Source organism: Arthrobacter sp. E44 (assembly GCF_041877125.1).
Taxonomy (GTDB): Bacteria; Actinomycetota; Actinomycetes; order Actinomycetales; family Micrococcaceae; genus Arthrobacter.
The window spans coordinates 14,549-27,879 of the sequence record NZ_JBHDJA010000018.1 but is presented as its reverse complement, the minus strand read 5'-3'; the positions used below and the strand labels follow the sequence as shown (position 1 = coordinate 27,879).

General features: G+C 66.8%; 12 protein-coding genes. 3 read left to right on the top strand and 9 right to left on the bottom strand.

The window, feature by feature from the left end; all coding sequences use genetic code 11:
- Positions 1–18: 18 nt before the first annotated feature.
- The 3 genes from ACETK3_RS15700 to ACETK3_RS15690 form a co-directional block, all read right to left on the bottom strand.
- Positions 19–870, bottom strand: a complete 852-nt coding sequence (locus tag ACETK3_RS15700; RefSeq protein ID WP_306970867.1) for a transglutaminase family protein — start codon at positions 868–870, stop codon at positions 19–21.
- Positions 867–1,793, bottom strand: a complete 927-nt coding sequence (locus ACETK3_RS15695) for an alpha-E domain-containing protein (RefSeq protein WP_142133862.1) — start codon at positions 1,791–1,793, stop codon at positions 867–869. The genes ACETK3_RS15700 and ACETK3_RS15695 overlap by 4 nt, the downstream gene beginning before the upstream one ends.
- A gap of 78 nt (positions 1,794–1,871) precedes the next feature.
- On the bottom strand, positions 1,872–3,428 hold the full coding sequence (locus ACETK3_RS15690) for a circularly permuted type 2 ATP-grasp protein (protein WP_236802704.1): 1,557 nt from the start codon (positions 3,426–3,428) through the stop codon (positions 1,872–1,874).
- 114 nt (positions 3,429–3,542) lie between these two features.
- Between ACETK3_RS15690 and ACETK3_RS15685 the strand changes: the two genes are divergently transcribed.
- Together ACETK3_RS15685 and pepN are read left to right on the top strand one after the other, a co-directional pair.
- Positions 3,543–4,601: a YeiH family protein gene (locus ACETK3_RS15685; RefSeq protein WP_373993171.1), complete on the top strand. Its 1,059-nt coding sequence runs from the start codon at positions 3,543–3,545 to the stop codon at positions 4,599–4,601.
- A gap of 58 nt (positions 4,602–4,659) precedes the next feature.
- A complete protein-coding gene (gene pepN, locus ACETK3_RS15680) occupies positions 4,660–7,320 on the top strand; it encodes an aminopeptidase N (protein WP_373993170.1) in 2,661 nt (886 codons plus the stop codon).
- Positions 7,321–7,420: 100 nt separating this feature from the next.
- Here the strand turns inward: pepN and ACETK3_RS15675 are convergent, their stop codons facing one another.
- The 5 genes from ACETK3_RS15675 to ACETK3_RS15655 form a co-directional block, all read right to left on the bottom strand.
- The gene (locus ACETK3_RS15675; RefSeq protein WP_373993169.1) at positions 7,421–8,518 is read right to left on the bottom strand and encodes a biotin/lipoate A/B protein ligase family protein; all 1,098 of its coding nucleotides are present in this window, start codon (positions 8,516–8,518) and stop codon (positions 7,421–7,423) included.
- 97 nt (positions 8,519–8,615) lie between these two features.
- Positions 8,616–8,873, bottom strand: a complete 258-nt coding sequence (locus ACETK3_RS15670; RefSeq protein ID WP_018761303.1) for a type B 50S ribosomal protein L31 — start codon at positions 8,871–8,873, stop codon at positions 8,616–8,618.
- A 155-nt stretch (positions 8,874–9,028) separates the two neighbouring features.
- Positions 9,029–9,838, bottom strand: coding sequence for an RNA methyltransferase (locus tag ACETK3_RS15665; protein WP_306970860.1), 810 nt, complete (start codon positions 9,836–9,838; stop codon positions 9,029–9,031).
- 7 nt (positions 9,839–9,845) lie between these two features.
- A complete protein-coding gene (locus tag ACETK3_RS15660) occupies positions 9,846–10,631 on the bottom strand; it encodes a sulfite exporter TauE/SafE family protein (protein ID WP_237428161.1) in 786 nt (261 codons plus the stop codon).
- 20 nt (positions 10,632–10,651) lie between these two features.
- Complete coding sequence (locus ACETK3_RS15655) at positions 10,652–11,437, bottom strand: ABC transporter ATP-binding protein (RefSeq protein ID WP_236802692.1); 786 nt, start codon at positions 11,435–11,437, stop codon at positions 10,652–10,654.
- Between the two features lie 125 nt (positions 11,438–11,562).
- On the opposite strand from ACETK3_RS15655, the gene serB reads away from it, so the two are divergent.
- Positions 11,563–12,456: a phosphoserine phosphatase SerB gene (gene serB, locus ACETK3_RS15650; RefSeq protein ID WP_236802691.1), complete on the top strand. Its 894-nt coding sequence runs from the start codon at positions 11,563–11,565 to the stop codon at positions 12,454–12,456.
- 89 nt (positions 12,457–12,545) lie between these two features.
- On the opposite strand, the gene ACETK3_RS15645 is transcribed toward serB, so the two are convergent.
- Positions 12,546–13,307 carry an SDR family oxidoreductase gene (locus ACETK3_RS15645; protein WP_237428159.1) on the bottom strand — a complete coding sequence of 254 codons (762 nt, stop codon included), beginning with the start codon at positions 13,305–13,307 and terminating at the stop codon, positions 12,546–12,548.
- Between the last annotated feature and the right edge of the window lie 24 nt (positions 13,308–13,331).

The window sequence follows — 13,331 nt, the reverse complement described above, 5'->3', positions numbered from 1 at the left end:
GGCGGGGAACCCGTCGTGTCAAGCCAGCTGGGTGATTTCCACGCTTACCTTGAGGGCGGACCCGCCGCCCCCGGACAGGATGCCCTTCAGCGGGGGCACGTCCCGGTAATCGCGGCCCCTGGCCACGGTGACGTGGAAGTCGCCGGCGGGCTTGTGGTTGGTGGGGTCCCAGCTGCGCCAATCCCCGTCCCACCATTCAAGCCAGGCGTGCGACTGCCCGGCAACGGTCTCCCCGATGCCGGCGCTGGAGCGCGGGTGCAGGTAGCCGGAGACGTAGCGCGCGGGAATGCCGCAGCTGCGCAGGGCGCCGATGGCCAGGTGGGCAAGGTCCTGGCACACGCCCTTGCGCTGCCCCCAAGCCTCTTCCGCGTTGGTGGTGACGGCGGTGGAACCGGACATGTAGGTCATCTCCCCGCGCATCCAGGCGAAGACGGCCATGGCCGCCTCATGCGGGTTCTTCCCGGCCACGACATCCGGGATGACGCCCAGCACTTCGTCGCCCGGGCCGCTCAACCGTGACTGCGGCAGCCAGTCACTGAAGGCATCAAGGGTTTCCGGGGACTTCAGGTCCTCCCAGCCCACGATGTCGGCTTCCGCCGGGATCTTCTCCGCCCGGTGCACCTCGACGGTGATGTTGGAAACCACCTCAAGGCTCTCGTGCGGCATCTGCATGTCGAAGGCGGTGACCCTGGTCCCCCAGTAGTCACGGTAGGTGCTGACCGCCGCCTGCGACGGAGCCACCTTCACCACGGATTCCAGGACCACCTGCTGCGAATCGGTCAGCGGGGTCATCCGGGCCTCGTTGTAGGACAGGGTCACCCGCTTGTTGTACTTGTAGGCCGTCCTGTGGACGATGCTCAACCGGGTCATGACACTTCTCCCACCCAGGCAAGTTCATCCGCCTGATTGAAGTACTTACGGGAAATGGCGTCCGAGGCCTGGGACACTGCCTTCTGCACCCGTTCCATGTGTTCGGGCAGCTCGGACATGAGATCGTCCGTGCGGTGGAATTCCAGAAAGGTCCGGGCCTGCCCCACGATGCGGCGGGCGTCGTTGATGAAGCCCACGCGCTGCGCGGACGGGTCCAGCTTGGCCAGGCACTCGTCGGCGTCCCGCAGCGCATAGACGATGGACCGCGGAAAGAGCCGGTCCAGGAGCAGGAATTCGGCGGCATGCTGGTCGCCGAAGGCCGCGCGGCGGGTACGGAGGAAGGATTCGTAGGCGCCGGCGCAGCGGAGCATGTTGACCCAGGACATGCCCGCGGAGAGCACGTCGCGGGTGGAGAGCATGCGTGCCGTCATGTCCGCGCGTTCCAGGGAACGGCCCAGGACCAGGAAGAGCCAGCTTTCGTCATGGCTCACCGTGGTGTCGGCAAGGCCGCTGACCATGGCGGTACGCTCCAGGGTCCAGTTGCAGAACCGGTAGGTGCCCACTACGTCCTTGCGGTGCTGGCTCAGCCCGTAGTAGGTGGTGTTCAGGCTCTCCCACAGTGCAGAGGACACGGTCTCCCGGGCCCGGCGCGCGTTTTCGCGGGCAGCACCCAGGGACCCCGCGATGGAGGTGGCACTGGTTTTGTCATAGGCCAGGGCGTGGAGCAGTTCCGGCAGGCCGAAGTCCTCGCTCTGCGGCCTGGCGCCCATGACGGCCAGTAGTTCCTGCGCCACGCTCTTGCGTTCCTCCATGGGGAGGTGGTTCAGGCGTTCCAGGTGGACGTCGAGGATGCGGGCGGTTCCGTCCGCCCGCTCCACGTAACGGCCGATCCAAAACAGGGACTCGGCAATACGGCTAAGCATTCGCGGCTACCTCCTGCGCGCCCGGAACAAAGTTGGAAAAGAAATGCCCGACGGCGGCCAAGTGTCCAAATGCCCGGCTCACTGCTGCTGCTCCGACTGGCGGTCGCGCCAGTTGCTCTCGACAGGCCAGACGGAAACCCGTTCGCGGACGGTGACCGACTGCCGGGGAACGGTTTCCACTGGCATCTGGGGTGAGTCGGCCAGGACCCACGTGTCCTTGGACCCGCCGCCCTGGCTGGAATTGACGATCAGGGAGCCCTCCTTCAAAGCCACGCGGGTCAGGCCGCCCGGGAGCACCCAGACGTTGTCGCCGTCGTTCACCGCGAAGGGGCGAAGGTCCACGTGCCGGGGGCCGAACTTGTCGCCGCCCAGGGTGGGAACCGTGGAAAGCTGCAACACCGGCTGGGCAATCCAGCCGCGGGGGTCGGCAATGATCCGCTGGCGGAGTGCGTCCAGTTCGTCGCGGGACGCGTCGGGGCCGATGACCAGGCCCTTTCCGCCGGAACCGTCCACGGGTTTGACCACCAGTTCCGCGAGGTTGTCCAGGGTGTACTCCCGGGCTTCCTTCTCCTCGAGGCGGTAGGTGTCCACGTTGGCGATGATGGGCTCCTCGCTGAGGTAGTAGCGGATCAGGTCAGGCACGTAACTGTAAACCAGTTTGTCGTCGGCAACGCCATTGCCCACCGCGTTGGCGATGGTGACGCCGCCGGCGCGGGCGGCGTTGACCAGGCCGGGGCAGCCGAGCATGGAGTCGGAGCGGAACTGCAACGGATCCAGGAAGTCGTCGTCGATCCGCTTGTAGATCACGTCCACCCGCTGCTCGCCGGCCGTAGTCCGCATGTACACGCGGTTTCCGCGGCAGATCAGGTCGCGGCCCTCCACAAGTTCCACGCCCATGAGGCCGGCCAGGAGGGTGTGCTCAAAGTAGGCGCTGTTGAAGACGCCGGGGGTGAGGACGACGACGGTGGGATCGTCAACGCCGGCCGGCGCGGTTTTGCGCAGGGCCGAGAGCAGACGGCGGGGATATTCCTCCACGGGCCGGATCAGCTGCTGCCCGAAGGCTTCGGGCAGGCCCTTGGCCATGGCGCGGCGGTTCTCCAGCACGTAGCTGACGCCGGAGGGCACCCGCACGTTGTCTTCAAGGACCCGGAAGGTGCCTGCGGCGTCGCGGACAACGTCGATGCCGGAGATATGCACCCGGACGCCGCCCGCGGGCTCGAAACCGTGCACCTGCCGGTGGAAGTGCGCGCTGGTGGTCACCAGCTGACGCGGGATCACGCCATCGGACACCACTGTCATCTTGTCGTAGACGTCGTTCAGGAAGGCTTCCAGGGCGCGTACCCGCTGGGCGACGCCCCGTTCCAGGACATCCCACTCGGCAGCGGGGATGACCCGCGGGACGATATCGAGGGGAAAGGGCCGTTCCTCGCCCGCGTAGTCGAACGTGACACCGCGGTCCAGGAAGGTGCGGGCCATGGAGTCGGCGCGTGCGCTGACGTCCGCCAGGGAGAGCTTCCGGAGAGCCTCCGCCACCTGCCCGTACGAGTCCCTGGCCTGCTGTCCCGGGGCGAACATCTCGTCGTAGGCTCCGGTGCGGCCTGCGGCCTCGGAGTAATCCTGGAATAGGTCTGACATGTCCAATAGCCAACCATCTTTTTGTTTCGAATTCATTTACAGCCACCCATTGTGGCGTGTTGGCGCCGGTAGCCCGGTTCGTACTTTACTGGCCTCTTCGGGCACAGTAGGTGAGTGCCAGTCAGCAGAAGCATTCCCGACCCGGGCCGTGGCCGTTTCCGGCCCCTCCTGGCACGGCTTGTCCCGGGCCTGCTGACGGCGGCAGCGGCCGTCGCTGCGGCCTTCCTGGTGCATGCGGTGCTGCCTGCACTGCCCGCGATGACCCTGGCCGTGGTGCTGGGTGTGCTCGCCGCCAACCTTCCCGGTGCCGCCGGATGGACCGAAGGGCGCGCACGGCCCGGGCTGGACTTCGCGGGCAAGCACCTGATGCGCGCCGGAATCGTCCTCCTGGGCTTGAAGGTCAGCGTCATGGACGTCCTGGGCCTGGGGTGGCTGGCGCTGCTTCTGATCGTGGCGGTGGTGGCCGCCAGCTTCGGCGGGACGTACGCCATCTCGCGCCTCTTCCGCTTGCCGCCGGTTACCTCGCTCCTGGTGGCCACCGGGTTCTCCATCTGTGGGGCCTCTGCGATTGGCGCCATGGCAGCCGTCCGCCGGATCCGGCACGCCGAGACCGTCCTGCCCGTGGCCCTGGTGACTCTCTGCGGAACGCTCGCCATCGGTGTCCTTCCCCTCGTCGCCCATCCCATGGGCCTGACGGCGGCCGTGTTCGGCGCCTGGACCGGTGCTTCCGTGCATGATGTGGGCCAGGTGGTGGCCACCGCCCAAACCGCAGGGACCGCTGCCCTGGCGATCGCCGTCGTCGTCAAACTCACCCGGGTGCTGCTGCTGGCGCCTGTTGCCGCCATGGCGGGCGCGCACCATCGAAGGGGCGCGCGGTCTATCGGCGCGGCAGACGGCAGCACGGCGAAGATGCCGCCGGTGGTGCCGCTGTTCGTAGTGGGTTTCGTCGCCATGGTGGCGCTCCGCTCCACGGGCTGGCTTCCCGGAGCGTGGCTTGAGGCCGGAGCCACCCTGCAGGACCTCCTGCTGGGCGGGGCGTTGTTCGGGCTGGGCTCGGCGGTGCGGATCCGCAGCCTCCTCCACACGGGTGGCCAGGCGCTCCTGGCAGCACTGGCCTCCTGGTTCCTGATTGCCGCGCTGGGCCTTGGGGCCGCGTTCCTTATCGCAGGCTGAGCGAGCCCTTGGCCCGGCCACCTGAGCCAACCCAACAGGGCCGTGGTTAGATAGCCGGGTGTCGAATGAGAATCTGCAGCGCCGCGAAGCCGCCGAACGTTCAGCCCTGATCAGCACCACCAGCTACGACATCTCCCTGGATGTGCGGCAGGCAGCTGATCCGGCAGTCGTCGGTTACACCAGCCGCAGCGTCATCACCTTCACGGCCGAGCCCGGCTCCAGCACGTTCCTGGACTTCATCGGCAGCAGCGTTCACAGCGTGCTCCTCAACGGCAAGGGACTGCCGGTGGAGGACGTGGTGGACGGCGCACGGATCCGGCTGGACAACCTGCGGGCCGAAAACCAGGTCACGGTCACCGGAACCGCGCTGTACAGCCGCTCCGGCGAGGGCATGCACCGGTTCGTGGACCCCGCCGACGGCCAGTGCTACCTGTACACCCAGTATGAGCCGGCCGACGCGCGGCGGGTGTTCGCCAACTTTGAACAGCCGGACCTGAAGGCTGCCTACACGTTCCACGTCATGGCCCCTGCAGACTGGCACGTAGCCTCCAACGGTGCGGAGGTGAAGCGCACCCTGCTCACCAGCGACCCGGCCACCGCCTGCTGGGACTTCGCCACGACCCTGCCGATGTCCACCTACATCACCACCGTCCTGGCCGGCCCCTACTTCAAAGCAGAGGACAGCTGGCAGGCAACGCTCGACGACGGCACCCGCCTCGACGTCCCGCTGGCCCTCTACTGCCGCGCCTCGATGGCCGAATCCTTCGACACGGACCACCTCTTCGATCTCACCAGGAAGGGGCTGGACTTCTTCAACCGGCTCTTCGACTACCCGTACCCCTGGGGCAAATACGACCAGGCCTTCGTTCCCGAGTACAACCTCGGTGCCATGGAGAACCCTGGCCTGGTCACCTTCACCGAGAGCTACGTCTTCACGTCCCGGGCCACCGACGCCCAGTACCAGGGGCGGGCCAACACCCTGCTGTACGAGATGGCCCACATGTGGTTCGGGGACCTGGTGACCATGCAGTGGTGGGACGATCTGTGGCTCAAGGAATCGTTCGCCGACTACATGGGAACGCTCGGCGTCGACCGGGCCACGGACTGGGACACCGCGTGGGTCAACTTCGCCAACAAGCGCAAGGCCTGGGCCTACGTCCAGGACCAGCTGCCCACCACCCACCCCATCGTGGCGGACATCCCGGACCTCGAGGCGGCCAAGCAGAACTTCGACGGCATCACCTACGCCAAGGGCGCCTCCGTCCTCAAGCAGCTGGTGGCCTATGTAGGTTTTGACGCCTTCATCGCCGGCTCGCGCGAGTACTTCCGGAAGCACGCCTACGGGAACACTTCGCTGGCCGACCTGCTGGCGGCCCTGGATGCTGCCTCAGGCCGTGAGCTGTCCGGCTGGGCCCGGCAGTGGCTGCAGACCTCAGGCATTTCCACGCTGTCTTTGGACTTCGCTGCGGAGGGTGCGCCGGAAGGCGCAGCAGCGGACGACGACGGCGTGCCGGGCAGGGTGGCAATCGTCCAGGAAGCGACGGACCCCGTCACGGGACACGAGGAGCTGCGGCCGCACCGCCTCCGGGTGGGTTCCTACGACTTCGACGCCGAGGGCGCCCTGGTGCGGACCGGCAGCATCGAAACCGACGTGGCCGGCGCCCGCACGGAACTCCCCCAGCTCGCGGGCCAACCGCGGCCTGCGCTCCTCCTGGTCAATGACGACGACCTGACCTACGCCAAGGTGCGGCTGGATCCTGCCTCCGAGGCAACGGTTCGTTCCTCGCTGGACCGGATTGCCGATCCCATGGCCCGCGCTCTCTGCTGGACGTCGCTGTGGAACTCCGCCCGGGACGGCGAAAGCCCCGCATCGCTGTACGTGGATGCCGTAGCTGCCTTCGCCCCTGCCGAAACGGGCATCGGCGTCCTGCTGAACGTCCTCGACAACGCGACAACCGCCGTCGAACGCTACACCCCCGCTGACAGCCGGGCCAGCGTGCGCTCCGCCTTCCTGGCCGCGGCCGCTGCCGAACTGGACCGTGCCACGCCCGGCTCGGACCAGCAGCTCGCCTGGGCCCGCACCCTGCCCACCCTGAGCCGGCATGACGGGAGCCTGCTCCCCCGCCTCCGGGGCCTGCTGGACGGCAGTGCTCCGGTGGAGGGCCTGGCTGTGGATGCCGAGCTCCGCTGGCACCTGTGGCATGCGCTCGCTGCCAACGGACAGGCCGGCGCAGCAGAACTGGATGCCGAACTGGCCCGGGACACCACCGCTTCGGGCCGGGCAGGGCACGCGACCGCGATGGCGTCCCGGCCGGACCCTGCCGTCAAGGCCGCGGCCTGGCACGCAGCCGTCGAAGGGACCGAGCTCTCCAACCAGCTCCTGACGGCGACCATCAGTGGCTTCACCACCGCTCCGCCGGCGCTGCTGGAACCCTATGTGGAGCCGTATTTCGATTGCCTTCGGACCGTATGGGATGAACGCAGCATTGAGATTGCCAGCCGGATTGTTCGCGGTCTCTACCCCGCGGCGCAGGATCTGGCGGCAGGCACCCAACCCGAAGAGCATCCGGTGGTACGGCGGACCGATGAGTGGCTGGCTGCCACCCCGGAGGCGCCGCATGCCCTGCGCCGGATCATCATCGAGCAGCGCAGCCACCTGCTGCGCGCACTCACCGCACAGGCCGCCGTCGTTCCCCACCACTCATCGATTGCTCCCTAACTGTCGTTTTGAGGCGCCAAAACGACAACGGGCCCACGCCGGCGAGGGCCCCGGCCTGAGCTTGCGAAGGATGGGAGCCGGTGGGGAGCAACCGATGAGGCTACGGGACGCGGTTGAGCCACTCCTCGGTCCCGAACTTGGTGGCCACCCGTTCCTCGGCTGCGGCCAGTTCGTGTCCCGCCAGCTGTGACGGCGTTGCCCCGTAGCGCTCGCTGAACACCTCGATCATCGCCTCGATGATCGCCATCCGGGCCAGGCCGGTCTGGCGGCGCAGCGGGTCCACGCGCTTCTTGGCGCTGCGGGTGCCTTTGTCGGAGAGTTTCTCCTTGCCGATCCGGAGGACCTCCACCATCTTGTCGGCGTCGATGTCGTAGCTCATGGTGACGTGGTGCAGCATGCCGCCGTTTGCCAGCCGTTTCTGTGCGGCGCCGCCGATCTTGCCCTGGTCCGTGGCGATGTCATTCAACGGGATGTAGAACGCGTTGATGCCAAGCTTCTTCAGTGCGGCCATGACCCAGGCGTCCAGGAAGGGGTAGGAGTCCGCGAAGCTCAGCCCGTCCACCAGGGTTTGGGGCAGGTAGAGCGAGTAGGTGATGCAGTTGCCGGCCTCCATGAACATTGCGCCGCCACCGCTGATCCGCCGGACCACGTTGATGCCGTGTTTGGCAACGCCCTCGGGGTCCACCTCGTTCTGCACGGACTGGAAGCTGCCGATGACCACCGACGGCTCCTGCCAGTCCCAGAACCGCAGGGTGGGGGTACGCTCCCCCGCGCCAACGGCTTCCGTGAGCACCTCGTCCAGGGCGACGTTGATTTCGGTGGGAAGCACGGTGGGCGCGATGATGTTCCAGTCGTGGTCTCCCCAGGACGTTGCCTTGGCCAGTGCACGGCGGACGGTGACGGCCACCGCATCGGCAGAGAAGCCGAACAGGACCGCTCCAGTTGGCAGCGCTGCGCTGACGGCCGCGGCGAGGTCTTTAGCGGGAGTGGTCTCGGGGAGCCCGGTCAGCGCGCGGTTGATGTCTGCCAGTGCCTCGTCCGGTTCCAGGAAGAAGTCGCCGCTGACGGAGACGTCCGCAAGGGCGCCGTCCACCACGGTCAGGTCCACCACCACCAGCTTGCCGCCGGGCACCTTATATTCACCGTGCAGGCGCTGGTTGCTGGCGGCTTCAGGGGCGGGGAAAGGTGACTGGGTCATGCTTCCAATCCTGCCCCAGAAGACAGGTGTGCGGTTAACGCAGGAAGCCCGCACCGTTTCCGGTGCGGGCTTCCTGATACAAGCCAAGGCGAAGGAATTACTTCTTGCCGCCGAAGCCCTTGAAGCGAGCGTTGAAGCGCTCGACGCGGCCTGCAGAGTCCATGATGCGCTGCTTGCCCGTGTAGAACGGGTGGGACTCGGAAGAGATTTCGACGTCGATGACCGGGTAGGTGTTCCCGTCTTCCCACTCGATGGTCTTGGAGGAAGACACGGTGGAGCGGGTCAGGAACTTGGTGCCGGAGGCCAGGTCGTTGAAGACAACAGCTTCGTACTTCGGGTGGGTATCAGACTTCATAATGGGACCTTTGTTCGCGCAGCTGGATTTTGCCAGCTGCCAGGTATGAATGGGATGGCTGGGCTCTGTTGCATCAGCCGTAGCTGAAAAAGCAGGACAACCAGCTATCCATCATAGCCGATGCCCGTGGGGCTGACGAACCAATGCGCCATACGCTAGGCCCGCGCGCGAAGCTCCCAAAAGGCCACGGCCGAAGCGGCGGCCACGTTGAGGGAATCCACGCCGTTGCGCATGGGGATCTTTACGGCGAGGTCGACGGCGGCGAGGGTCTCCGGGCTCATGCCGGCACCCTCGGTGCCGAGCACCAGGGCGAGCTTGTCCAGGTTCCGGGAGGCGACGGCGTCGACGTCCTCCGCGTCGGGCGTCAGTTCCAGTGCCGCGACGGTGAAGCCGTGGTCCTTCAGCACCTGGAGGTCGCCGGGCCAGTTGTGCAGGCGCGCCCAGGGAACCTGGAACACGGTGCCCATGCTCACCCTGACACTGCGGCGGTACAGTGGATCACCGCACCGCGGGGAAACCAGGACGGCGTCGATATCGAGCGCCGCTGCGGAGCGGAAGATGGCCCCCACATTGGTGTGGTCCACGATGTCCTCCAGCACGGCCACGCGGCGGGCCCCGGCCAGGAGCCCCGGCAGCGGCACCGGGGCAGGGCGCTGCATCGCCGCCATCGCCCCGCGGTGCAGGTGGAAGCCGGTGATTTCCTCCAGCAGGGCTGCCGAGCCGATAAAAACCGGTACGTCCGGGTACGCCTTGAAGACGTCGTCGAGGTCCGCCACCCACTTCTCGGCGAGGAAGAACGACCGTGGCTGGTGCCCGGCGGCCAGCGCCCGGCGCAGCACCCGCGACGACTCGGCGATGTACATGCCCTCGGCCGGTTCGCGGAGCTTGCGCAGGTGCACGTCGGTGAGCGTGGTGTAGTCGCTGACCCGGGGGTCGTCGGCGGATTCGAGGTAGTGGAAAGTCACCGGGTGATTATTGCAGCAGGTTGGCGATCATGACGGCGAGGGCCACGAGGCCCAGGCTGAAGATCACGGCACGCAGGACGCGGGGCGACAGCTTGCGGCCCACCTTCGCGCCCATGAGGCCGCCGATGGTGGAACTCACAGCGATCAGCAGCACCACCAGCCAGTTGACACGGTCGAAGGCGAACAGCAGGTAGGAGATGGCGGCGACCATATTCACGCCGAGGACCAGGAAGTTCTTCATGGCATTGGCGTTCTGGATGGTGCCGGTGAGGAACACGCCAAGGATGCCCACCAGCAGGATCCCCTGCGCTGCCACGAAGTAGCCGCCGTAGACGCCGGCCAGGTAGACCAGGACCAGCAGGAGGATCCCGTGGCGTTTGTCTTTGGCGGCCTGCGCCGGATCGGCCTCGCGCTTGCGCACCCAGTCCTGCAGCCGCGGCTGGAACACGACCATCAGCATGGCCAGGACCAGCAGGACCGGGGCCACATAGTGGAAGACCTTTTCGGGCAGGTGAAGCAGGAGATAGGCGCCGGTGATGCCGCCAAGCACCGACGCCGGCAGCAGGCGCATGACCTGCCGCCCACGGCCGGCCAGCTCACGGCGGTACCCGAAGGCCCCGGCGCCCGTGCCGAAGACCAGGCCCATCGCGTTGCTCATGGAGGCGGTTACCGGGGCAACGCCCAAGGCGATGAGCACTGGGAAGGTGACCAGGGTCCCGGAGCCCACCACGGCGTTGATGGTGCCGGCCCACAGCCCGGCGATGAACACAATGATGCTGCTGAAGAATTCCAAGGTAGTTGCGCAGGCCTCTTCTAGCGGCGTGCTGTGGCGGTGTAACGTCCCGCGTTCTCGGTCACCGCAAGCGGCAGCCCGAAGGTGGTGCTGAGGTGTTCTTCGGTCAGGACCTCGGTAATGGGACCCGCAGCTACAACTCCGCCGTCACGCAGCAGCATGGCGTGGGTGAACCCCGGCGGGACTTCCTCGAGGTGGTGCGTGACCAGGACCATGGCAGGAGCCGCTTCATCGCGGGCCAGCTCGGCGAGCTTGTGCACCAGCTCTTCGCGGCCGCCCAGGTCCAGTCCGGCGCCCGGCTCATCCAACAGGAGCAGTTCGGGGTCCGTCATCAGGGCCCGGGCAATCTGGACGCGCTTGCGCTCGCCCTCTGACAGGGTGGCGAACGTCCTGTTGAGCAGCGGCCCCATGCCCCAGTCGTTCAGCAGCCGGAAGGCGCGCCGTTCGTCGTCGCGCTCGTAGCCTTCGCGCCAGCGGCCGGTGACGCCGTAGGCAGCGGTAACCACAACGTTCAAGACGTTCTCGTGCTCGGGGATCTGGGTGGCAAGGGCTGCGGAGGAGAGACCGATGCGGGGCCGGAGCTCGAACACGTCAACGCGGCCCAGGATTTCGTCGAGGATGCCGGCCGTTCCGCTGCTGGGGTGAAGCCGGGCCGCCGCGATCTGGAGAAGGGTGGTCTTGCCGGCGCCGTTGGGGCCGAGAATGACCCACCGCTCGCCCTCGTTGACCTGCCAGTCAACCTTGTCCAGCAGGGTCTTTTTGCCTCGGACAACGCTGACGGAGTCCAGTTCCAGAACATCACTCATAGGAGTAGACACTAGGACAAAAAAGAAGATGACTGATAACCGGTGTGAAGGCTGCCTAACGGCCCTGCATCGGCCGCCCGCAATGAATTCAAGGCACCCGTTGACCGCTGGCTAAGATTGCTGGCATGACTTCGAACGTGACTGCGGTCAGCTATGGCCTGAATGTGACCCCTGCCGGGCTGGAGCAGCTGCGTTCCGTCCTTGATTCGCACGGCGCCGAGGTGCTGGCCGAAACGGAGTCAGGAGACAACCGTTATCGGGTCCACATCCTTGAACTGGCCCTTCCCGACGCCACCGCTGCGGGGCTCGCCGCACTGCGCCGCGGCGTGGCGGAATCCGCAACGGACGGCTTTGACACTGCCATCGTGCCCGCCGCCCTTCGCACTGCGGCCCGCAAGCTGCTGATCATGGATGTGGACTCCACCCTGATCCAACAGGAGGTCATCGAACTCCTGGCCGCCTACGCGGGGAAGCGGGAGGAGGTCGCAGCCGTAACGGAGGCTGCGATGCGTGGTGAGCTGGACTTCGCCCAAAGCCTGCACGCCAGAGTGGCCGTACTCGCGGGGCTGCCGGCCGACGTCGTCCATTCCGTCCGCCAGGAAGTGAAGCTCAGCGAAGGCGCCGAGCAGTTGGTGGCCGCGTTCAAGGCCGCAGGCCACACCGTGGCGGTGGTGTCCGGCGGATTCAACCAGATCCTGGAGCCGATCGCCGCCGACCTGGGCCTGGACTACTGGCAGGCCAACGAACTGGAGATTGTCGACGGCGCGCTGACCGGCAGGGTGCTGGGCGCCGTGGTGGATAGGGCTGCGAAGGAAAAGTACCTGCGGGAGTGGGCTGCCGCCGAGGGTATCGCGCTTGAACACACCATCGCCGTGGGTGATGGCGCCAACGACCTGGACATGCTGGGCGCCGCCGGGATCGGGGTGGCTTTCAACGCCAAGCCTGCCGTCCGCGCCGTGGCCGACGCAGCACTGAACATGCCGTACCTGGACGCGGTCCGCCACGTCGCCGGCGTCTGACTCCCCCGCTTTAACCGCGAAATGGCAGTTCGCGGCAGTGCTCGACATGAGCATTGCCGCGAACTGCCATCTCGCGAAGGGGCCAGAGTTTAGCTGGAAGCCTCGGCGCTCTTGCCGAAGTAATCCGCTCCGCCGGCGTATTCGGTGTGGCCGGACTCGACGTCGGCCGTTGCCATCCCTGCCACAACCTGCGCAAACTCTTCGACGGAGTACAGCTTGCCGGCCTCCGCGCGGCGGGCCTCGATGGCGCCTGGCGTGGAACGGTCCAGGAGCGTGGCGGTGACGGTGCCTTCGATCATGTCGCCGGACACCACCACCAGGGAGATGCCCTTCTCCGCGAGGTTGGGGATGAGTTCACGCAGGGCGTCCTCGCCGGCGCGCTTGCTGCGGGCCACCGGCTCGTAGGCCGGCATCGTGGGGACCGTGTTGATGAAGTGGGCCTGGTGGCTGGTCACGAAGACCACCCTGGAGCCTTCCTTCATCAGGGGCACTGCGGCGTTGAGCATGTTGATCTGCGCGTCGCGGTTCAGCTTGAGCGCGTAGTCCTCGCCCATGCCGGTTTCCATGCCGCCGGAGGCGTTCAGGACCAGGATGTCCAGCGATCCAAAGTTTTCCATGGCGGCGCTGGCGAGGGCCTGCACGCCTTCCTGGGTAGTGAGGTCGGCACCCACGGCGACGGCACGGCCGCCGGCGGCCTCGATCCCTTGCACTACCTTGTTGGCGCGGGGCGCCTTCTGGCGGTAGTTGACCACGACGGCGGCACCCTCCGAGGCGAGGATCTTGGCTACGTCAGCGCCAATGCCGCGCGATGATCCTGTGACGATCGCCGTTTTGTTGTCCAGCAGTCCCATACGAGCTTCCTTTGTTCGAAACAT